This window comes from Streptomyces sp. NPDC029292, assembly GCF_055569295.1.
In genome coordinates this window covers 391425-411918 of the sequence record NZ_JBVHXR010000002.1, presented here as the reverse complement: position 1 = coordinate 411918, position 20494 = coordinate 391425, and the positions used below count along the sequence as shown (strand labels likewise).

General features: G+C 69.6%; 16 protein-coding genes. 10 read left to right on the top strand and 6 right to left on the bottom strand.

Annotated elements, in window-relative coordinates:
* The first annotated feature begins 64 nt into the window (after positions 1 to 64).
* From fomD to ACZ4WS_RS06725, 3 genes are all read left to right on the top strand, one after another.
* A complete protein-coding gene (gene fomD / locus ACZ4WS_RS06735; protein ID WP_467977813.1) occupies positions 65 to 757 on the top strand; it encodes a cytidylyl-2-hydroxypropylphosphonate hydrolase in 693 nt (230 codons plus the stop codon).
* Between the two features lie 361 nt (positions 758 to 1118).
* Positions 1119 to 3287 (top strand): SpoIIE family protein phosphatase, encoded by a 2169-nt coding sequence (locus ACZ4WS_RS06730; protein WP_467977810.1) that lies wholly within the window; start codon positions 1119 to 1121, stop codon positions 3285 to 3287.
* Positions 3288 to 3411: 124 nt separating this feature from the next.
* The gene (locus ACZ4WS_RS06725; RefSeq protein ID WP_467977808.1) at positions 3412 to 4875 is read left to right on the top strand and encodes a catalase; all 1464 of its coding nucleotides are present in this window, start codon (positions 3412 to 3414) and stop codon (positions 4873 to 4875) included.
* A gap of 51 nt (positions 4876 to 4926) precedes the next feature.
* Here the strand turns inward: ACZ4WS_RS06725 and ACZ4WS_RS06720 are convergent, their stop codons facing one another.
* Positions 4927 to 7215, bottom strand: a complete 2289-nt coding sequence (locus ACZ4WS_RS06720; protein WP_467977806.1) for a transglycosylase domain-containing protein — start codon at positions 7213 to 7215, stop codon at positions 4927 to 4929.
* Positions 7216 to 7453: 238 nt separating this feature from the next.
* On the opposite strand from ACZ4WS_RS06720, the gene ACZ4WS_RS06715 reads away from it, so the two are divergent.
* From ACZ4WS_RS06715 to ACZ4WS_RS06700, 4 genes are all read left to right on the top strand, one after another.
* Positions 7454 to 7702, top strand: coding sequence for a type II toxin-antitoxin system antitoxin (locus ACZ4WS_RS06715; RefSeq protein ID WP_467977804.1), 249 nt, complete (start codon positions 7454 to 7456; stop codon positions 7700 to 7702).
* A 114-nt stretch (positions 7703 to 7816) separates the two neighbouring features.
* Positions 7817 to 8344, top strand: coding sequence for a PadR family transcriptional regulator (locus ACZ4WS_RS06710; RefSeq protein WP_467977802.1), 528 nt, complete (start codon positions 7817 to 7819; stop codon positions 8342 to 8344).
* Positions 8341 to 9030, top strand: coding sequence for an ABC transporter ATP-binding protein (locus tag ACZ4WS_RS06705; protein WP_467977800.1), 690 nt, complete (start codon positions 8341 to 8343; stop codon positions 9028 to 9030). Before ACZ4WS_RS06710 ends, ACZ4WS_RS06705 begins: the two co-directional genes overlap by 4 nt.
* Positions 9027 to 11357 carry an ABC transporter permease gene (locus ACZ4WS_RS06700; protein ID WP_467977797.1) on the top strand — a complete coding sequence of 777 codons (2331 nt, stop codon included), beginning with the start codon at positions 9027 to 9029 and terminating at the stop codon, positions 11355 to 11357. The genes ACZ4WS_RS06705 and ACZ4WS_RS06700 overlap by 4 nt, the downstream gene beginning before the upstream one ends.
* A gap of 105 nt (positions 11358 to 11462) precedes the next feature.
* Here the strand turns inward: ACZ4WS_RS06700 and ACZ4WS_RS06695 are convergent, their stop codons facing one another.
* A complete protein-coding gene (locus ACZ4WS_RS06695; protein ID WP_467977795.1) occupies positions 11463 to 12425 on the bottom strand; it encodes a LysR substrate-binding domain-containing protein in 963 nt (320 codons plus the stop codon).
* A gap of 158 nt (positions 12426 to 12583) precedes the next feature.
* On the opposite strand from ACZ4WS_RS06695, the gene ACZ4WS_RS06690 reads away from it, so the two are divergent.
* Together ACZ4WS_RS06690 and ACZ4WS_RS06685 are read left to right on the top strand one after the other, a co-directional pair.
* A complete protein-coding gene (locus tag ACZ4WS_RS06690; protein WP_467977793.1) occupies positions 12584 to 13138 on the top strand; it encodes a peroxiredoxin in 555 nt (184 codons plus the stop codon).
* A 6-nt stretch (positions 13139 to 13144) separates the two neighbouring features.
* Positions 13145 to 13681 (top strand): alkyl hydroperoxide reductase, encoded by a 537-nt coding sequence (locus ACZ4WS_RS06685; protein ID WP_467977791.1) that lies wholly within the window; start codon positions 13145 to 13147, stop codon positions 13679 to 13681.
* Between the two features lie 196 nt (positions 13682 to 13877).
* Here ACZ4WS_RS06685 and ACZ4WS_RS06680 read toward each other — a convergent pair whose 3' ends face one another.
* The 4 genes from ACZ4WS_RS06680 to ACZ4WS_RS06665 all read right to left on the bottom strand — a co-directional run bounded on the left by ACZ4WS_RS06680 (position 13878) and on the right by ACZ4WS_RS06665 (position 19215).
* Complete coding sequence (locus ACZ4WS_RS06680) at positions 13878 to 15326, bottom strand: AI-2E family transporter (protein ID WP_467977789.1); 1449 nt, start codon at positions 15324 to 15326, stop codon at positions 13878 to 13880.
* 135 nt (positions 15327 to 15461) lie between these two features.
* Positions 15462 to 16157 carry an aggregation-promoting factor C-terminal-like domain-containing protein gene (locus ACZ4WS_RS06675; RefSeq protein ID WP_467977787.1) on the bottom strand — a complete coding sequence of 232 codons (696 nt, stop codon included), beginning with the start codon at positions 16155 to 16157 and terminating at the stop codon, positions 15462 to 15464.
* Positions 16158 to 16581: 424 nt separating this feature from the next.
* Positions 16582 to 17907 (bottom strand): PhoH family protein, encoded by a 1326-nt coding sequence (locus tag ACZ4WS_RS06670; RefSeq protein WP_467977786.1) that lies wholly within the window; start codon positions 17905 to 17907, stop codon positions 16582 to 16584.
* Between the two features lie 534 nt (positions 17908 to 18441).
* On the bottom strand, positions 18442 to 19215 hold the full coding sequence (locus ACZ4WS_RS06665; RefSeq protein ID WP_467977784.1) for an isoprenyl transferase: 774 nt from the start codon (positions 19213 to 19215) through the stop codon (positions 18442 to 18444).
* Positions 19216 to 19356: 141 nt separating this feature from the next.
* On the opposite strand from ACZ4WS_RS06665, the gene mgrA reads away from it, so the two are divergent.
* A complete protein-coding gene (mgrA, locus tag ACZ4WS_RS06660; protein WP_467977782.1) occupies positions 19357 to 20433 on the top strand; it encodes an L-glyceraldehyde 3-phosphate reductase in 1077 nt (358 codons plus the stop codon).
* Positions 20434 to 20494 lie beyond the last annotated feature (61 nt).

Genomic DNA, 20494 nt, shown 5'->3' with positions numbered 1-20494 from the left:
TCCCGTGGCGCGAACCGTGACGCGCGCCGCAGCGTCGTATGCCTGGGACACCTAATATCTGGCCATGACAGACGGTGGAGCGGTGAGACGGGTGGAAGCGGACGGGTCGACGGCGCACTGGGCCCCCGGGAGTCAGATCCTGTGGCGGTACCGGGAGAACGCCGGCGAGCGCTTCCACATCTGCCGCCCCGTGACCGTCGTACGGGACGACGGCGAGCTGCTCGCGGTGTGGATGGCGCCCGGCACCCAGTGTGTGCGGCCGGTGCTCGCCGACGGTACGCCGGTGCACGGGGAGCCGCTCGAGTCCCGCTACACCAAGCCGCGCACGGTGCGCCTCGACCGCTGGTTCGGCACCGGGGTGCTCAAGCTGGCGCGGCCCGGCGAGCCCTGGTCGGTGTGGCTGTTCTGGGAGCCGGGCTGGCGTTTCAAGAACTGGTACGTGAACCTTGAGACGCCGCTGGCCCGTTGGGAGGGCGGCGTCGACTCGGAGGACCACTTCCTGGACATCTCCGTGCACCCGGACCGGAGTTGGCGCTGGCTCGACGAGGACGAGTTCGCGCAGGCCCAGCGGGCCGGTCTGATGGACGCTCAACTGGCCGCGCGGGTAAGGGAAGCGGGGTGGTCCGCGGTGGAGGTGATCCGTTCCTGGGGCGCGCCGTTCTCGGACGGCTGGCAGCACTGGCGCCCGGATCCGGCGTGGCCGGTTCCCGCCCTGCCGGACGACTGGGACCGCACGTCGGCGCATGTGTCCTCATGAGACCCTTGATGCGCCCCCGTGATACAACCGTAGGATCGTCCTCCGCAAGGGCGCACAGCAGCAACTACCGCAGCATGCGCTGGGCTTGACCATACGTCACCGAGGGGCGGCAGGACGTGAGCGAGGGGTACGAGAGCCACGGCAGCACGGTCCGCAGACGGCCGGACGGTCCGCACGGGACCGCTACGGCGTCCCGGTCGACGACGGCGTTGAGGCCGGCGACGGCCGGACCCGGCCCGGCGGCGCACGCGTCTGCCGTGCGGCCCGGTCCTGACGACGCGCAGATTCCGTTCCTGGGGCACACATTCCGGGTATCGGGGCTGCGGGACGAACTGCGCGCACGGCGTGCAGCCCCGGACGGATGGATTCGACACGCGTGACGGAGCACCCCACCTCGCACGAGCGCCGCACGACCGGCGCCGGCCGGACGCCCGCCCCCGCGGACCCTCGCGGGGCGCTTCTGCGTACCCCGGAGCAGCCGTCCCAGATTCCGGGAGCCACCGCGTTACCCGGTCAGGCCCGCGCGGGCGACGCCCCGGCCGGACCCGGTGCCGGCGCGCCCTGCGGCAAGCACGGACCCTCCGGCACTCAGGCGTCCGCCGGTACCGACCTGCCCTCGTCCTCCGGCACCGGCGCGCCCACTCCGCCGCCCGCCTCCCCCGGCGCCGAGCACTCCCAGCCCTCGGCCGCCGAGCCCGATCCGCACCGCCCGCGCCCCGCTCCCGAGGGCATCCCGGCCCAGCCCGCCGGCCAGGACCGGCCGTCGGGGAAGCCCGGCGGCAAGGAACGGCGCACCGGGCAGGGGCTGCCGCAGAGCGGTCCGATGCCGATGCGGCGCGACGGGGACCGGCTGCGCTTCGTGGGCGCCGCGACCCGCCGGATCGCCCGCGGCATCGACCTCGACGAGATCGTGATGGGCCTGTGCCGGGCCACCGTGCCGACCTTCTCGGACGCGATCCTCGTCTATCTGCGCGACCCACTGCCGGTCGGCGACGAGCGGCCCACCGGGCCCCTCGTGCTGCGGCTGCGGCGCACCGACCGGATCCCCGAGGAGCGGGACACCGACGGCGGTTTCATGCCCGCGCTGCGGCCCGAGCCCAGCGAGCTGCAGGCGATGACCGCCGAGCTGTGCGAGGTGCGCCCCGGCGGCGCCCTCGCCGAGGTGCTGCGCGGCGTACGCCCCGTCTTCGCGGACGCGCCCGCCGCCCGCGCCGCGCTGCCCGAGCTGCTCGGCGACGAGCTGGTCGTGCCGGACGGCCAGCGGGCGATCCTGGCCCCGCTGCGCGGCCGCCGCCGGGTGATCGGCGCGGCGCTGTTCCTGCGCCGCCCGGAGCGCCTCGCCTTCGAGGCCGACGATCTGCTGGTCGCCGCCCAGCTCGCCACGCACAGCGCGCTCGGCATCGACAAGGCGGTGCTGTACGGGCGCGAGGCGTACATCGCCGACGAGCTGCAGCGCACGATGCTGCCGGAGACGCTGCCGCGGCCCACCGGCGTACGGCTGGCGTCCCGCTATCTCCCGGCCGCGGAGACCGCGCGCGTCGGCGGCGACTGGTACGACGCGATCCCGCTGCCCGGCAGCCGCGTCGCCCTCGTCGTCGGTGACGTCATGGGCCACTCCATGACCTCGGCGGCCATCATGGGCCAGCTGCGCACCACCGCGCAGACCCTGGCCGGGCTCGATCTGCCGCCGCAGGAGGTGCTGCACCACCTCGACGAGCAGGCGCAGCGGCTGGGCACCGACCGCATGGCGACCTGCCTGTACGCCGTCTACGACCCGGTCTCGCATCGCATCACCATCGCCAACGCGGGCCATCCGCCGCCGGTCCTGCTGCACCTGGGCGGGCGGGCCGAGGTGCTGCGGGTGCCGCCGGGTGCCCCCATCGGCGTGGGCGGGGTGGACTTCGAGGCCGTGGAGCTGGACGCGCCCGCGGGGGCGACGCTGCTGCTGTACACCGACGGCCTGGTCGAGTCGCGCCTCAGGGACGTGTGGACCGGCATAGAGCAACTGCGCGAGAAGCTCGCCGCCACCGCGCAGCTGACCGGGCCCGACCATCCGCCGCCGCTCGAAGCGCTCTGCGACGAGGTGCTCGACATGCTCGGTCCCGGCGACCGGGACGACGACATCGCGCTGCTCGCCGCCCGCTTCGACGGGATCGCGCCGAGCGATGTCGCGTACTGGTTCCTGGAGCCGGAGGACGCGGCCCCGGGCAAGGCCCGCCGGCTCGCCCGGCGTGCGCTGTCCCGCTGGGGCCTGGAGGACATGAGCGACTCCGTGGAGCTGCTGGTCAGCGAGGTGGTGACCAATGCCGTGCGCTATGCGTCACGGCCGGTGACGCTGCGGCTGCTGCGGACCGACGTACTGCGCTGCGAGGTCGGCGACGACGTGCCGCAGCTGCCCCGGCTGCGGCAGGCACGCGCCACGGACGAGGGCGGACGCGGGCTCTACCTGGTGAACAGACTGGCCAGACGGTGGGGCGCGACCCGGCTGAGCACCGGAAAGGTGGTCTGGTTCGAGTTGAACCGCGGCTGAGGGGTACCCAGGGGGGAAGCCCCCCGGCCGCCGGTTCATGTTGCCGACATCCCGTCGGCGGAGTTGACTGCTCGGGTGAGCGAAGCGACCTGACCACCCTCTTCCATGACGGGAGGACGCTCTCGTGACCCAGGCACCCCAGAAGGCTCCGTACACCACGAACAACGTCGGAATTCCGGTGGAGAGCGACGAACACTCGCTCACCGTCGGCCCCGACGGCCCGATCCTGCTCCAGGACCACTACCTCATCGAGAAGATGGCCCAGTTCAACCGGGAGCGGGTCCCCGAGCGGGTGGTGCACGCCAAGGGCAGTGGCGCGTACGGATTCTTCGAAGTCACCAACGATGTCAGCCAGTTCACCAAGGCCGACCTCTTCCAGCCGGGCAAGCGCACCGAGATGCTGGCCCGCTTCTCGACGGTGGCCGGCGAACAGGGTTCGCCCGACACCTGGCGCGATCCACGCGGCTTCGCGCTCAAGTTCTACACCGAACACGGCAACTACGACCTGGTGGGCAACAACACCCCGATCTTCTTCGTCCGTGACACGATCAAGTTCCAGGACTTCATCCGCTCGCAGAAGCGCCGCCCCGACAACGGACTGCGCGACAACGACATGCAGTGGGACTTCTGGACGCTCTCGCCCGAGTCGGCTCACCAGGTGACCTATCTGATGGGCGACCGGGGTGTTCCGAAGTCGTACCGACACATGAACGGCTACGGCTCCCACACCTATATGTGGATCAACGGCGCCGGTGAGCGGTTCTGGGTGAAGTACCACTTCAAGACCGACCAGGGCATCGACTTCCTCACCCAGGCGGAGGCCGACGAGCTGGCCGGTACGGACCCGGATCTGCACCGCAACGACCTGTACAAGTCGATCGAGTCCGGGAACGCGCCGAGCTGGAGCCTGAAGGTCCAGATCATGCCGTTCGAGGACGCGGCGGACTACCGCTTCAACCCCTTCGACCTGACCAAGGTCTGGCCGCACGGGGACTACCCGCTGATCGACGTCGGCCGGATGACCCTCGACAAGAACCCCGAGGACTACTTCATCCACATCGAGCAGGCCGCCTTCGAGCCCTCGAACCTGGTGCCGGGCGTCGGCCCCTCGCCCGACAAGATGCTGCTCGGCCGGCTGTTCTCGTACCCGGACACCCACCGGTACCGGATCGGCCCGAACTACACCCAGCTGCCGCCCAACCGGCCACGCTCCCCGGTGAACTCGTACGCCAAGGACGGCCCGATGCGCTACGAGAAGTCGAACGCGGCGATGCCGTACGCGCCCAACTCCTACGGCGGCCCCGCGGCCGACTACGGACGCTTCGGCGACCCCGCGAGCTGGGAGACCGCCGGTGAACTGGTGCGCGAGGCCACCAAGCTGCACCGCGAGGACGACGACTGGGGCCAGCCGGGCACGATGGTCCGCCAGGTCCTCGACGACGCGGCCCGCGACCGGCTGGTGTCGAACGTCAGCGGACACCTGAAGGCCGGTGTGTCCCGCCCGGTCCTGGACCGTGCGGTGCAGTACTGGCGCAACATCGACAAGGAGATCGGCGACCGGATCTCCCAGAACGTCAACGGAGGCTGAGTACGCACGACGAGGGCGCCCGGTGCATCACCGGGCGCCCTCGTCGTGCGCTCACTGACCGTTGTTCGGACTCACCGGATTCTGGGTCAGCCAGCCGGACGGGGTCGGCGAAGAAGTGGTCGGCTGCGTCGTCGACGGAGTGGTCGAGGGCTCGCTCGGCGAGGTCGAGGGCGACGTACTCGTCGGCGGCTCGGTCGTCGGCTCCTGGGTGGTCGGCGACGACGAGGGCGTGCTGCTCGGCGTCTGCGAGACCGTGGCGGTCTCGGTGGGCTGGACCGCCGCGCCCTGTGTGGTGTCCAGCTCGAACTTGCTGACCTTGCCCATCGCCTTGAAGGTGTACGCCGCCCAGATCTGGGCGGGGTAGCCACCACCGTTGATGCGGCCGGTGCCCGGGATGAGGCCCGTGGCGCCCGTCAGGGACACCTGCTTGCCCGCGTTGGCGGTGCCGACCGCGCCCTCGCCGAACATGCCGACCGAGGTGACCAGGTTCGGCGTGTAGCCGGTGAACCAGGCCGACTTGTTGTTGTCGGACGTACCCGTCTTGCCCGCGACCTGCTGCCCGTTGCGGTCGGCCGACTGGGCCACCGAGACCTTGGCCGTACCGTCGTCGACCACGCCGGTCAGCACCGAGGTGACCGTGTCGGCCGCCTCCTTGCTGATGACCTGCTCGCCGATCGGGTCCGGGAAGTCGACCGAACGGTCCTTGTGCTCGGCCGACGCCACGATGGCCGGGGTGACCTTCCTGCCGTGGTTGTCGAGCGTCGCGTAGATACCGGCCATCTCCAGCGGGCTCGCGCCCATGCTGCCCAGCGTCTGCGCGGGCACCGCCTCCAGGCCCTCGGTGTCCATGCCGAGCTTCTTCGCGACCGCCAGCACGTTGTCCATGCCGACGTCGACGCCCATCTGCGCGAAGACGGAGTTGATGGACTTGTTCATCGCGGTCTGGACGGTGACGTTGCCGTAGTTGTGGTCGTCCTCGTTCGGCGGCGAGAAGGCGATGTCGCTGCCCTTGACGGCCCGGCCGCTGGTGCCGTCGTAGATCGTGTTCGCCGTGATCGCCTTGCCGTCCTGCGTCTTGGCCTGCTGGTCCAGGGCCGCCGCGAAGATCAGCGGCTTGAAGGTGGACGCGGGCTGGTAGTCACGGCGGGTCGCGTTGTTGTAGTAGTGCTTGAAGTAGTCCTGTCCGCCGTACATCGCCACGACCTTGCCGGTCTTGGGATCGACGGACGCGGCTCCGGCCTGGACGACGGCGTCGACCTTGCGCTTCTTGGAGTTCAGCTTGCTGGTCAGCTGCGTCTTGACGGCCTTCTCCAGCTGCGCCTGCTTCTTCTTGTCGATGTTGAGCGTGACGGTCCAGCCGCCCGCGTCGACCATCGCCTGGGCGGTGTCGAGGTCGGCGGCCGAGCCCTTGGCGACGAGCTGCTTCGCCAGCGCGCTGTCGGCCGCCTTCACCAGATAGCCGGTCTGGCCCTCCATGCCGGGGGCGCCCTGGGGGTCCTTGGGTGTCGGGAACTTCATGGCCTGGCGCTTGGCGGAGTCCAGCCAGCCCTGCTCGACCATGTTGTCGAGGGTGTAGTTCCAGCGGGCCTTGACGAGCTTCTTCCCGGTGTCCGTGGCGACCGCCCAGTCGTACTGACTCGGAGCCTGCAGCAGCGACGCGAGGTACGCGCCCTGCCCGACCGTCAGGTCGCTCGCGTCGACGCGGTAGTACGCCTGCGCCGCGGCCTGGATGCCGTACGCGCCCTCGCCGTAGTAGCTGGTGTTGATGTAGCCCGCGAGGATGTCGTCCTTGGACTGCTGGCGGTCCACCTTCAGCGAGATGACCAGTTCCTTCAGCTTGCGCGTGACGGTCTGGTCCTGGTTCAGGTAGTAGTTCTTGACGTACTGCTGGGTGATCGTCGAACCACCCTGCTTGCCCTTGCCGGACAGGGTGTTGATCAGACCGCGGGCCGTGCCCTTGAGGTCGACGCCGGCGTCGCTGTAGAAGGACTTGTTCTCGGCGGCGACAAAGGTCTTCTGGACGCCCTTGGGCACCTTGGAGAGGTCCACGACCTCACGGTTGAGCTTGCCGGTGCGGGCGAGCACCTTGCCGTCGCTGTACTTGTAGATGTTGCTCTGCAGCGTCGCGGCCGCGTTGCCCTTGGGTACGGACACGACCATGTAGAGCACGATGAAGGCGCCCATGCCGAGCAGGCAGAAGCCCAGGAACGTACCGAGGATCGTCTTCCAGTTGACGAACCGGCGTATGCCGCTGCGGCGTGCCTTCGTCCCGGACGAGCTCTTGGGCGCCGCGCGGCGGCCACCGCGCTGCCGCGCTCGTCTCTCTTCCGCTCGTCCCATGGGTCGATCCGCTCCGCTTCACTCTCGTGTGTCACACAGGCTCGTGGCTCAGGTCAGCTCAGCAAGCTAACACCGCGCGCTATGACAAAGGGCCGCCGATCCTGTCTTTTACGGACGTGAGAATCAGCACCTGCCCCACAAGAACCGACGAGTGAGGGGCCCGGAAGGTTGCCAGGCCACTTAAAGTGTTATCACTTGGATAGACCAAAGATATGCCGTACGAAACGGCGGAGCAGCCATGCCCACACCGGACTCTCACGACTCCCGCACCTCCACCCCGCGGCAGCGCAAGCAGGTGTTGCTGCGACTGGATCCGCTCGTCCATGACGCGCTGGCCAGGTGGGCCGGGGATGAGCTGCGCTCGGCCAACGCCCAGATCGAGTTCCTGCTGCGCAGGGCGCTGGCCGAGGCGGGGCGCCTGCCCGGCGGGGCGGGGCCGATTCCCCGGCGGGGGCGGCCGCCGGTTTCCGGGGAACCCGAGGCGTAGACGCGGTAGCAGAACCGTGACATTCGGCCCTGACCTGCCGACTCGCCCGCTCCACCATGATCTATACGCGGCACGTATACACACCATGTATACGCCGTGTGTAGAGTGCTCCGCATGTCCATCGGTCACACCCTCCTAGGGCTCCTCGAGTCCGGGCCCCGTCATGGTTACGACCTGAAGCGGGCCTTCGACGAAAAGTTCGGTCATGATCGGCCGCTGCACTACGGCCAGGTCTACTCGACGATGTCGCGGCTGCTCAAGAACGGCCTCGTCGAAGTCGACGGGATAGAGGCGGGCGGCGGGCCCGAGCGGAAGCGGTACGCGATCACCGAGGCCGGGATCACCGACGTACAGCAGTGGCTCGCGACGCCGGAGAAGCCCGAGCCGTATCTGCAGTCGACCCTGTACACGAAGGTCGTCCTCGCGCTCCTCACGCACCGCGACGCGAGCGAGATCCTCGACACCCAGCGCTCGGAGCATCTGCGCATGATGCGCATGCTGACCGACCGTAAGCGCAAGGGCGACCTCGCGGACCAGCTGATCTGCGACCACGCCCTCTTCCATCTCGAGGCCGATCTGCGGTGGCTGGAACTGACCGCCGCGCGTCTCGACAAGCTCGCCGAGGCGGTGACCACCCGATGACTCCTCCCGCCGGCTCCCTGCTCACCGCGTCGGAGCTTCGCAAGACGTACGGACCGACGACCGCTCTGGACGGCGCCGAGTTCTCCATTCACCCCGGCGAGGTCGTCGCCGTGATGGGCCCCTCCGGCTCCGGCAAGTCCACGCTGCTGCACTGCCTCGCCGGGATCGTGCCGCCGGACTCGGGCTCGATCACGTACAACGGCCGGGAGATGGCCGGTATGAGCGATGCCCAGCGCAGTGCGCTGCGGCGCAGCGAGTTCGGGTTCGTCTTCCAGTTCGGACAGCTCGTCCCGGAGTTGACCTGTGTCGAGAACGTGGCGCTGCCGCTGCGGCTGAACGGCATGGGGCGCAAGGCGGCGGAGCGCACCGCCCTGTCGTGGATGGAGCAGCTGGAGGTGGACGACCTCAGGGGCAAGCGGCCCGGTGAGGTCTCCGGCGGTCAGGGGCAGCGCGTGGCGGTGGCCCGCTCGCTGGTGACCAACCCGCGCGTGCTGTTCGCGGACGAGCCGACCGGCGCGCTCGACTCGCTCAACGGCGAGCGCGTGATGCAGTTGCTGACCGACGCGGCCCGCTCGACCAACGCCGCCGTCGTGCTCGTCACGCACGAGGCGCGGGTGGCCGCGTACTCGGACCGCGAGATCGTCGTCCGGGACGGGAAGTCCCGGGACATGGAGCGGATCGTATGAGTGCGCGCCAGTGGTCCCGTGACCTCGGCATGGGCGCCAAGTTCGCCGTGACCGGCGGCCGCGAGGCCTGGGTGCGCGTGCTGCTCACGGCCGTCGGCGTCGGTCTCGGGGTGGCCCTGCTGCTGCTCACGACGGCGATACCGAGCGCGCTGGAGTCCCGGCACGACCGGGAACGCGCCCGCAACGACATGACGTACAGCTCGACGGTCAAGACGAAGTCGGACCGTACGCTGCTGGTCGGTACCGCCGACACCACCTTTCGGAGCGAGGACGTGCGCGGGCGCCTGCTCCAGCCCGAGGGTGTACGGGCACCGCTGCCGCCCGGCGTGGCGAAGTTTCCCGGGGACGGCGACATGGTCGTCTCGCCCGCCCTCGACAAACTCCTGAAGTCCTCGGACGGCAAGCTGCTGCGCGAGCGCCTGCCCTACCGGGTCACCGGGACGATCGGCGCCACGGGCCTGGTCGGCCCGTACGAACTCGCCTACTACGCGGGCACCCAGGACCTGGACGCGACCGCGAAGACGACCTCCCGGATCGAGCGCATCGACTCGTTCGGGTCCACGGAACAGGGCGACCAGCTGGACCCCGTCCTGATGCTGCTCATTCTGATCGTCTTCGTGGTGCTGCTGATGCCGGTCGGCGTCTTCATCGCCGCGGCCGTACGGTTCGGCGGCGATCGGCGCGACCGCAGGCTCGCGGCGTTGCGGCTGGTCGGCGCCGACGGGCGGATGACCCGCCGGATCGCGGCCGGCGAGGCGCTGGCCGGAGCGCTGGTCGGGCTGGTCTTCGGCGCCGGGTTCTTCCTGGCCGGGCGTCAACTCGCCGGACTGATCACGATCTTCGAGATCAGTGTGTTCCCGAGCGATCTGAACCCCACCCCTGCGCTTGCGGCCCTTGTCGCTGTCGCCGTCCCGGCCGCCGCGGTCGCGGTGACGCTCTTCGCGCTGCGCGGTGTCGTGATCGAGCCGCTCGGGGTCGTCCGCACAGCCAGGCCCGCGCGACGCAGGCTGTGGTGGCGGCTGCTGCTGCCGGTGGGCGGACTCGCGCTGCTCTACCCGATGATCGGGCAGGGGCGGGACAACGGGAACTTCAACCAGTACATGGTGACCGGCGGCGTCATCCTGCTGCTGGTCGGCGTCACCGCGCTGCTGCCCTGGGTCGTCGAGGCGGTCGTCGCACGGCTGAACTCCGGCGGGGTCGCCTGGCAACTGGCCATCCGCAGGCTGCAGTTGAGCAGCGGCACGGCGGCCCGCATGGTCAACGGCATCGCGGTGGCGGTGGCCGGCGCGATCGCCCTGCAGATGCTGTTCGCCGGGGTCGAGGGCGACTACACGAAGGAGTCGCAGAACGACCTCACGCGCGCGCAGATGTCGGTCTCCGTGCCGGGCACCGTCTCGATCGGCGAGGCCACCCGGCAGCTCACGCAGACCAAGGGTGTGCGGCACGCGACGGCCCTGTCCTCCGGCTCGCTGGGCGAGCGGCGCAAGGATCCCGAGCTCTACGCGGGACTGACCGTCGGCACCTGCGCGGCGCTGCGCGAGGTGGCGAAGCTGCCCTCGTGCCGCGACGGCGACGCATTCCTCCTGCACGGCTCCGAGTCCGACACGGACCCCTCGAAGCTGGGCACGGCCGGCCGGACGATCTACATCGATCCGTCCTACGACGACTCCAAGGGCAAGGAGGTCGCCTGGACGGTGCCGCAGGCCATCAGGAAGGCCGATTCGATCAAGGACCCGACGGGCTACAAGCGCGGGGGCATTCTGTTCACCCCGGGCGCCCTGCCCGCGAAGGCGGCATCGGCAGTCACCGGGGAGGTTTTCCTCAAGCTCGACGAGTCGGTGTCGGACGTCCGTGACCTCGTACGCAACACCGCGGCGAAGATCGACCCGCTCGCGGACCCCATGACCTGGGCGGCGAGCGAGCAGTCCCGGCGCTTCTCGTCCATCCGCACCGGTCTGTTCGTCGGCGCAACCTGCGTCCTCGTACTGATCGGCGCGAGCCTTCTCGTCTCCCAGCTGGAGCAGCTGCGCGAACGCAAGAAGCTCCTGTCGGCCCTGGTCGCCTTCGGCACCCGGCGCCGCACGCTGAGCCTGTCGGTGCTGTGGCAGACCGCGATCCCGATCGCGCTCGGTCTTGCCCTGGCGTCGATCGTGGGCGTGACCCTGGGCACGGTCCTGCTGAAGATGACCGGCACCTCGGTGAGCGTGGACTGGATGAGCGTGCTGTCGATGACCGGCATCGGGGCGGGAGTCGTGGTCCTGGTGACGGCGCTCAGCCTTCCGCCGCTGCTGCGGCTGATGCGGCCGGACGGGCTGCGGACCGAATGACGCCGGACGGGCCGCGGACCGTATGACGCCGGACGGACTGCGGACCGTATGACGCCGGACGGACTGCGGACCGAATAGCGCCTGCCGGGCTGCGTATCGAATAACTCAGAGGACCCTGACCGGCAACGGCCGCAGCGCTTCGCGGAGCGCTGCGGCCAGTTCCTCGTACTCGGCGCCCCGCGCCGCGCCCGCGCGCATCGCCAGTGCGATACGCCGCGTCGGCGCCGGATCCGCGAAGTACCCGGTGAGCAGCTGGTTGCTGCGGGTCGTCTCCACCTTGACGGCGGTGCGCGGCAGAAGGGTCACGCCGAGCCCACCGGCGACGAGTTGGACGAGGGTGGACAGCCCGGCGGCGGTGGTGGTGACGGGCGCGTCCGCGCGCCCGGCCTCCCGGCAGATGTCCAGCGCCTGATCCCGCAGACAGTGCCCCTCGTCCAGCAGCAGCAGATTCAGCTCCCGCAGCGCCTCGCGCGGGATCCCCTCCCGCCCGCCCAGCCAGTGGTCCAGCGGCGTGACGAGCACGAAGTCCTCGTCGAACAGCGGGAGTTCGACGACTGTGGGCACGCCGAGCGGCACGGCGAGCAGCAGCAGGTCGAGCCGTCCGACCGCGAGCCCCTCCAGCAGGTTCGCCGTCTGCTCCTCGTGGACCTGGAGGTCGAGGTCCGGGTAGCGGTCGTGGACCAACTTGAGGACGGTGGGCAGCAGGTAGGGCGCGACGGTGGGGATCACGCCGAGCCGCAGGGCTCCGGTGAACGGGGCCCGTACCGCCTCCGCCTCCTCCATCAGCGCCCCGACCTCGTCGAGGACCGCCTTCGCGCGTACGGCGAGACGCTCGCCGGCGGGCGAGAGGAGCACCTTGCGGGTCGTACGCTCCAGCAGGGTCACCCCGAGCGTCTCCTCCAGGGCCGACACCGCGCCCGACAGCGCGGGCTGGCTCATGCCGATCGCGGCGGCCGCGTCACGGAAGTGCAGATGCTCGGCCACGGCGGCGAAGGCACGCAGCTGGGCGAGGCTGGGCTGGCGGCGCCCGTTCCCCTTGGAGCTCGCCTTGCCCATGGGGCTCGCCATGGCCACACCTCTTACTCGTAGTCACTGATAGTTGCAACCGATCAACACGACCGAGTGTAGCTATTTCACTAATCAATGCAGCCTGTGCCAACATCGACGTCGTCCAACCCCTGGGAAACGCCCCCAAAAAGGGTGTTCCCACGCTGCAAGGAGAGCGCGTGCTCACTGTCGGTGACAAGTTCCCCGAGTTCGATCTGACCGCTTGTGTCTCGCTGGAGAAGGGCAACGAGTTCCAGCAGATCAACCACAAGACCTACGAGGGTCAGTGGAAGGTCATCTTCGCCTGGCCCAAGGACTTCACCTTCGTGTGCCCGACCGAGATCGCCGCCTTCGGCAAGCTGAACGACGAGTTCGCCGACCGTGACGCCCAGGTGCTCGGCTTCTCCGGCGACTCCGAGTTCGTGCACCACGCCTGGCGCAAGGATCACGACGACCTGCGTGACCTGCCCTTCCCGATGCTGGCCGACTCGAAGCACGAGCTCATGCGTGACCTCGGCATCGAGGGCGAGGACGGCTTCGCCAAGCGCGCCGTGTTCATCGTCGACCAGAACAACGAGATCCAGTTCTCCATGGTGACCGCCGGCTCCGTCGGCCGTAACCCCAAGGAGGTCCTGCGGGTCCTGGACGCCCTGCAGACGGACGAGCTGTGCCCGTGCAACTGGACCAAGGGCGAGAACACCCTTGACCCGGTCGCGCTGCTGGCCGGTGAGTGACCTTCCATGGCACTCGACACACTGAAGTCCGCCATACCGGACTACGCCAAGGACCTGCGCCTGAACCTGGGCTCGGTCATCGGCAACTCCGACCTGCCGCAGCAGCAGTTGTGGGGCACCGTGCTGGCGTGCGCGATCGCGTCCCGCTCGCCGCGCGTGCTGCGTGAGCTGGCGCCGGAGGCCAAGGCGAACCTGTCGCCCGAGGCGTACACCGCCGCCAAGTCGGCCGCCGCCATCATGGCGATGAACAACGTCTTCTACCGCACGCGCCACCTGCTCTCGGACCACGAGTACGGGACACTGCGCGCCGGTCTGCGGATGAACGTCATCGGCAACCCCGGGGTCGACAAGGTCGACTTCGAGCTGTGGTCGTTCGCCGTCTCCGCCATCAACGGCTGCGGCATGTGCCTCGACTCGCACGAGCAGGTGCTGCGCAAGGCGGGCGTCGACCGCGAGGTCATCCAGGAGGCGTTCAAGATCGCCTCGGTGATCGAGGCCGTCGGCGTCACGCTGGACGCCGAGGCGATTCTCGCCGAGGTCTGATCCTCACCGAGATCTCAACCGACAGGGCCCGCCGGCATGCCGGCGGGCCCTGTCGCGTATGCGCAGTGGCGGCCGGGGCGTGATGCCCCGCCGAGCGCGCCCGCACCGCTGTGACCAGTGAACTCTCCCTGGAAGGCACCCGACGGTGAGCGCTTTCCGCTCGCCGCACGGCCCCTTCGGTCCACCGGCGCGAGGGCTACTGTCCGTCGTCCGGCCGGGAGGCCGACGGCGAGGCACCGGCGGGCGTCAGCCGCGTCGGGGCGATGGCCGTCGCGGTCGCCCCGTGCGGTGCCGGGGACTGACGCAGCGCCGCCTCCTGTGCGTAGGAGCGCAGATAGCCGACGACGGTGTTGGTGACCGCCACGAGCGGTACGGCGACGACCGCGCCGCCGATCCCGGCGATCATGCCGCCGGCCGCGACCGACAGCACCACCGCCAGCGGATGGACCCGGACCGCCCGGCCGAGGATGAACGGCTGCAGGATGTGGCCCTCGATCTGCTGGACCGCGAGGACCACCACCAGCGTCATCACCGCCGTGAACACGCCCTGGGTGACCAGCGCCACGACCACCGCCAGGGCGCCCGACGCGACCGCGCCCACCAGCGGGATGAAGGAGAAGAGGAAGATGAACACGGCCAGCGGGACGGCCATGGGCACGTCCAGGAAGTAGATGCCCAGGCCGATGAAGATCGCGTCGATCAAGGCGACTATCACCGTGCCGCGCACATACGCCGTCAGCGTGCGCCAGGCCCGCGGCCCCGCCCCCGCGACCCCCTGCCGGGCGGCCGCGGGCACCAGCTTCAGCGTCCACTCCCAGATCCGCTTGCCGTCGTACAGCAGGAACAGCGTGGAGAACATCGTGAGCAGGATGCCGGTCAGCGCTTCGACGATGACCGTCACGCCCTGGAGGCCCGCCGACGTGATCTGATCCGTGTTCGCGCCGATCGCCTCGCGCAGGTTCTTGGCGATCTCGTTGATCTGCTTGTCCGTCACATGGAACGGGCCCTTGAGGAGCCACTTGCGCAACTCGTCGATGCCGTCCTGGATCTGGTTGGAGAGGCTGTCGATGTTCTCCTGGACCTGCCAGACCACGAACCAGCCGACGAGCCCCATGACGACGAAGCCCAGGATCGCGGTGAGCGCGGTGGCGAGCCCGCGCGGAAACCCGTAACGCTGCAGGCGGGCCACCGTCGGCTGCAACAGCGCGGTGATGAGCAGCGCGGCCACGAAGGCCAGCACCACGAGTTGTACGGCGCTGATGACACGCATCAACACCCAGACGGTGCCCGCGAGTACGAGCAGCCGCCAGCCGGCCTCGGCCGCGACCCGCACACCCCACGGCACGGCCAGGGTGGGGTCGGGGCGCGGGCCCATGACGGCCGCGTACGCGGGAGCGGCGGATACCGGCCCGGGAGGCGTCTCGGGCGTGGGCGCCGCCGCTTCGGAGTCCGCCGGGGCCTTCCGCACATCCGGTGACTCGGCAGGGGGCGGCGTGTCGGCGGGGGGCGGCGCGTCGGACGCCTCGTCCGAGCCGAGGGAGCCCTGCGACTCCTTCTCCACCTCGGCGCGGCGCTTGTCCAACCGCTCCCCCAACTCGGTCAGTCCGGCGCCGAGCCGACCGAGCCACCCTGGCACTCGCGACATGATCCGTCCTTTTCCCCCGTTGCTCCCCACCACTCCCCCCGGAGTCGTCGGTTCCGACCGTACATGGCCGAAGCCCCTCACCTTATGACGGTGAGGGGCTTCAGAAGGTTGAGCGGCCGACGAACGGCGTGCGGCTCAGTACCAGTTGTTGGCCTGCCAGAACGTCCAGGCCTCACACGGACTGCCGTACCGGCTGTTCATGTAGTTGAGGCCCCACTGGATCTGGGTGGCCGGGTTCGTCTGCCAGTCGGAGGCGACCGACGACATCTTGGAGCCGGGCAGGGCCTGGAAGAGACCGTAGGCACCGGAAGAGGCGTTGACCGCGTGGTAGTTCCAGCTGGACTCGTGGTCCACGATGTTGCTGAAGCACTGGAACTGGCCGCTCGGCACCATCTGCCGCGCCATCGCCTGGATCTGCGCGACGGAGTACGAACTCTTCACGGAGAAGCTGGAGGCGTCACGCGTCGCGGAGCGGCTGGCCGCTTCCTCGGCCGCCTTGCGCGCCTTGGCTTCCTTCTCGGCCTTCTCCGCCGCCTTCTGCTTGGCGACCGCGTCCTCGGCCGCCTGCTTGCGGGCAGCCGCCTCCGCGTCCTTCTTGGCGCTCGCGTCGGCGGCGATGGCCTGCGCGTCGGCCTGCTGCGTCAGGGACGCGGTCTGTACCTGGGCCTGCTGGCCCGCGGGTATGTCCGCGAGGAGGGTCGAGTCGCTTGCCGTCGCCTCGGCATCGTTCGGCTGGGCGGTGCTGCCCGAGGCAACTCCGACGACGCTTCCGACAGCGGTGACCGCGGTGGCCGAGGCCACTGCGAATCCCCGGACCGAAATCCGGCTCACACGATTTCCTTCCAGCATCGCCCGCTTAGGTGACCCTCGCGGACGCAATCGTGCCCCTGGCGCTGGCCTCCCAACTGCGGGGTCACGGGAGGCGCGGGCCCGGTGGGCAACTCCCGCGAGGGGAGCGCCGCGTGGTGCGCGGGCGGCATACGACGGCTTTATGGAGTTCTGATGTTCCTGTGGTGCCGTACCGCTGGGGGTACAGATGTGTCGTATGCGGGGCCTGACAGGAGTGAGACTCTGCCGTAACCCGACGCCGCAAGGCAATTCTGAGTTGCGTGTGAAAGCTCACACCTCGTTTGCCCCGACAGTTTTCCGGAAACGAGCACACGCCAAGACGCCGCCCGGCTAGGCTCTTCGCCTTTGCCGGACGGCGCCAACTACCGTGTACCCGCCACCCTTTGACCAACCGGGCCAGGCGGGGTCAGATCTGCCCGTCCTCCAGCATTTCGGTCACAAGGGCAGCAATCTGGGACCTCTCGGACCGGTTCAGGGTCACGTGCGCGAAGAGCGGATGTCCCTTCAACTTCTCGACGACGGCGACCACTCCGTCGTACCGGCCGACGCGCAGATTGTCCCTTTGTGCCACGTCATGGGTGAGGACAACCCGCGAATTGGCGCCGATTCGGGACAGAACGGTCAGCAGCACATTCCGTTCCAGCGACTGTGCCTCGTCCACGATCACGAAGGCGTCGTGGAGGGAGCGGCCGCGGATGTGGGTGAGCGGCAGGACCTCCAGCATGCCGCGCGCGGTGACCTCTTCGATGACCTCCCGCGAGGTGACGGCCGACAGCGTGTCGAAGACCGCCTGCGCCCAGGGGCTCATCTTCTCGGACTCGGAGCCGGGCAGATAGCCGAGCTCCTGCCCGCCCACCGCGTACAGCGGCCGGAAGACCATCACCTTCTGGTGCTGGCGCCGCTCGAGCACGGCCTCCAGACCCGCGCAGAGCGCGAGCGCCGACTTGCCGGTGCCGGCCCGGCCGCCCATCGACACGATCCCGATGTCGGGGTCGAGCAGCAGATCGAGCGCGATGCGCTGCTCGGCGCTGCGGCCCTTGATGCCGAAGGCCTCCCGGTCGCCACGTACGAGCCGGACGTTGCCCTCGGACGTGACCCGGCCCAGCGCCTTGCCGCGCTCGGACTGGATCGTCAGACCCGTGTGCACGGGGAGGTCGGCGGCCTCGGGGACGTATGCGTGCCCTTCCTCGAAGAGGATGTCCACCTGCTCGCCCGCGAGGGTCAGTTCGGACATTCCGGTCCAGCCGGAGGAGCCCGTGATGGCGAGTTCCGCGCGGTACTCCTCGGCGAGGAGTCCGACGGACGAGGCCTTGATCCTGAGCGGCAGGTCCTTCGACACGACCGTGACGTCGTACCCCTCGGCCTGCAGATTGCGGGCGACCGCGAGGATGCGGGAGTCGTTGTCCCCCAGGCGGTAGCCGCTGGGCAGCACGCTGGGGTCCGAGTGGTTGAGCTCGACACGTACGGTCCCGCCGAGGTCCCCGATCGGAATGGGGGCATCGAGGCGGCCGAACCGCACCCGGAATTCGTCGAGCAGGCGCAGGGCCTGCCGGGCGAAGTAGCCGAGTTCGGGATGGTGCCGTTTGGCCTCCAGCTCCGTGACCACGACGATCGGGAGCACGACCTCGTGCTCGTCGAAGCGGTTCAGAGCGTTCGGGTCGGCCAGCAGGACGCTGGTGTCGAGAACATAGGTGCGCCGGTCTGGCATACGGCGCTTTGTGCTGGTCACCACGGAAGGACGTACCCCCTCGGATGAGGTCGGGGAGCGACGGAGAGGAGCTGGACCGGTCCCGGCCGCGATGCGCGGGCCGAAAACCGGCCCTCCGTCTCGTCCGTACTGACCGCACGGTCGGGCTGGTGCAAAGGGCCTCCCGGGCGGACGGCCCCGTGCCGTCCGCTGAGATACGACACCCGTGGTTCGGGCATCGACCTGGAAGGCTTATGCCCTCGAACAGGCCACGCCATGCCACGGCATATGACGGCGCGTTCGTTAACTCCTGATGACGTACGTCCCCGGGGTGCCGGTGGAGTGCCGGTGGAGTAGCGGCGAGTGAGCCGGTACGTCCCCTGGGCACCGGTGACCTACCGGCCAGTGAGCTGGTACGTCCCTGGGCGCCGGTGACCTACCGGCGAGTGAGCCGAAGGAGCGCGCCTGTGTCGAGAGGCCGAGCGCGCGGAGGCCCGACGAAGGAGGGCTGAGCACGGTCGGCCTCTCGACACAGGCTTCTGCGCCCCGGAGGCGAACCGAGCCTCAAAAAGAGGTGTGTCAGCCGCCGTAACGGCGGTGTCGCGCCGCGTAGTCACGCAGGGCGCGCAGGAAGTCGACCTTGCGGAAGGCCGGCCAGAAGACTTCGCAGAAGTAGTACTCGGAGTGGGCCGTCTGCCAGAGCATGAATCCGGACAGCCGCTGTTCGCCGCTCGTCCGGATCACCAGGTCCGGGTCGGGCTGGTCACCGGTGTAGAGGTGCTTGCCGATGAGGTCGACGTCGACGGTGTCGGCGAGGGCCTCGATCGAGGTGCCCTTGTCGTGGGCGTCCAGGAGCATCGAGCGCACCGCGTCGGCGATCTCCTGGCGGCCGCCGTAGCCGATGGCGACGTTGACGAGTATCCCGTCGACGTGCGCGGTGGTCTCCTCGGCCTCCTTGAGGACCGTCTGCATCTGCGCGGGCAGGATGTCCGGCGTGCCCACGTGGTGCACGCGCCAGCGGCCGTCGGCGGCGAGGGTCTGGACGACGCCCTCGATGATGCCGAGCAGCGGGACGAGCTCGTCCGCGGGGCGATCGAAGTTGTCCGTCGACAGCAGCCAGAGGGTGACGACCCCGACGTCGGTCTCGGAGCACCAGCCGAGGAACTCCTCGATCTTGTCGGCTCCGGCCCGGTGACCCTGGGCGGTGGTGGAGCCCGCCGCCTTCGCCCAGCGCCGGTTGCCGTCCATGATGACGCCGATGTGCTTGGGCACCTGGTCGTGGTCGAGGTGGCCTTCCACCCTGCGTGCATAGAACCTGACCAGCAGACGGCGCAGGTTGTCGCGCAGGTTCACGTGTTGTCAGCCCCTCCGTGTGTATGGCGGTCCCCGGGGGCGAAGCCTACCCCCGTGCCGAGTCGCCCCGGGGGGACACCCCCGGAGCCCCGGCTGAGCCCTGGCTGTGGGGTGTCAGTGGGCTCACGTAGCTTCGTATGCATGAACGACATGTCTGTATACCGCGCCGCAACGGAGCGGTACGACTCGATGGAATACCGGCGCACGGGCCGCAGCGGTCTGAAGCTGCCCGCCGTCTCGCTCGGCCTGTGGCACAACTTCGGCGACGACCGCTCGCTGGACTCCCAGCGCGCCATCCTGCGCCGCGCCTTCGACCTGGGCGTCACCCACTTCGACCTGGCGAACAACTACGGGCCGCCGCCCGGCTCCGCGGAGCTCAACTTCGGCAAGCTCCTCAAGGAGGACTTCGCGCCATACCGGGATGAACTGGTCATCTCGACCAAGGCGGGCTACCTCATGCACCCCGGCCCGTACGGCGAGTGGGGCTCCCGCAAGTACCTGCTGTCGTCCCTCGACGCGTCCCTGAAGCGGATGGGCGTCGACTACGTGGACATCTTCTACTCGCACCGCTTCGATCCGGACACCCCGCTGGAGGAGACGATGGGCGCGCTCGCGTCCGCGGTCCAGCAGGGCAAGGCGCTGTACGTGGGCGTGTCCTCGTACACCAGCGAGCAGACCGCCGAGGCGGCCCGGATCCTCACCGGGATGGGCGTCCGTCCGCTCATCCACCAGCCCTCGTACTCGATGATCAACCGCTGGACCGAGGGGAGCGAAGCGAGATGGGGGTCCCCCCGGACGGAGTCTGGGGGAGGCCTGCTCGACACGCTGGAGGCGGCCGGCATGGGCTGCATCTCCTTCGTGCCGCTCGCGCAGGGCCTGCTGACCGGCAAGTACCTCAAGGGCATCCCGGAGGGCTCGCGCGCCACGCAGGGCAAGTCACTCGACCCGAACCTGCTGAGCGACGAGGTCGTCCGCCGGCTGAACGGGCTGAACGACATCGCGGCCCGCCGCGGCCAGTCCCTCGCCCAGCTCGCGCTCACCTGGGTGCTGCGCGACGAGCGGATGACCTCCGCCCTCATCGGCGCGTCCAGCGTGGCGCAGCTGGAGGAGAACGTGGCGGCGCTGTCCGCGCCGAAGCTCACGGACGAGGAGCTGAAGGAAATCGACACGTTCGCGGTGTCGACGCCGGGGACGAACATCTGGGCCGGACGGCGCTGAGTCACCGGGGCCGCGGTGCCCGTGGGCCGGGGGCGCACGGGGGCGCCCATCGGGGCGCCGC

Excerpts from the sequence above, each read along its gene's own strand:
- fomD (WP_467977813.1), top strand. The coding sequence starts at position 65 with ATGACAGACGGTGGAGCGGTGAGACGGGTGGAAGCGGACGGGTCGACG.
- mgrA (WP_467977782.1), top strand. The coding sequence starts at position 19,357 with ATGAACGACATGTCTGTATACCGCGCCGCAACGGAGCGGTACGACTCG.
- ACZ4WS_RS06710 (WP_467977802.1), top strand. The coding sequence starts at position 7,817 with ATGTCCATCGGTCACACCCTCCTAGGGCTCCTCGAGTCCGGGCCCCGT.
- ACZ4WS_RS06700 (WP_467977797.1), top strand. The coding sequence starts at position 9,027 with ATGAGTGCGCGCCAGTGGTCCCGTGACCTCGGCATGGGCGCCAAGTTC.
- ACZ4WS_RS06680 (WP_467977789.1), bottom strand. The coding sequence starts at position 15,326 with ATGTCGCGAGTGCCAGGGTGGCTCGGTCGGCTCGGCGCCGGACTGACC.
- ACZ4WS_RS06720 (WP_467977806.1), bottom strand. The coding sequence starts at position 7,215 with ATGGGACGAGCGGAAGAGAGACGAGCGCGGCAGCGCGGTGGCCGCCGC.
- ACZ4WS_RS06685 (WP_467977791.1), top strand. The coding sequence starts at position 13,145 with ATGGCACTCGACACACTGAAGTCCGCCATACCGGACTACGCCAAGGAC.
- ACZ4WS_RS06695 (WP_467977795.1), bottom strand. The coding sequence starts at position 12,425 with ATGGCGAGCCCCATGGGCAAGGCGAGCTCCAAGGGGAACGGGCGCCGC.
- ACZ4WS_RS06730 (WP_467977810.1), top strand. The coding sequence starts at position 1,119 with ATGGATTCGACACGCGTGACGGAGCACCCCACCTCGCACGAGCGCCGC.
- ACZ4WS_RS06715 (WP_467977804.1), top strand. The coding sequence starts at position 7,454 with ATGCCCACACCGGACTCTCACGACTCCCGCACCTCCACCCCGCGGCAG.
- ACZ4WS_RS06705 (WP_467977800.1), top strand. The coding sequence starts at position 8,341 with ATGACTCCTCCCGCCGGCTCCCTGCTCACCGCGTCGGAGCTTCGCAAG.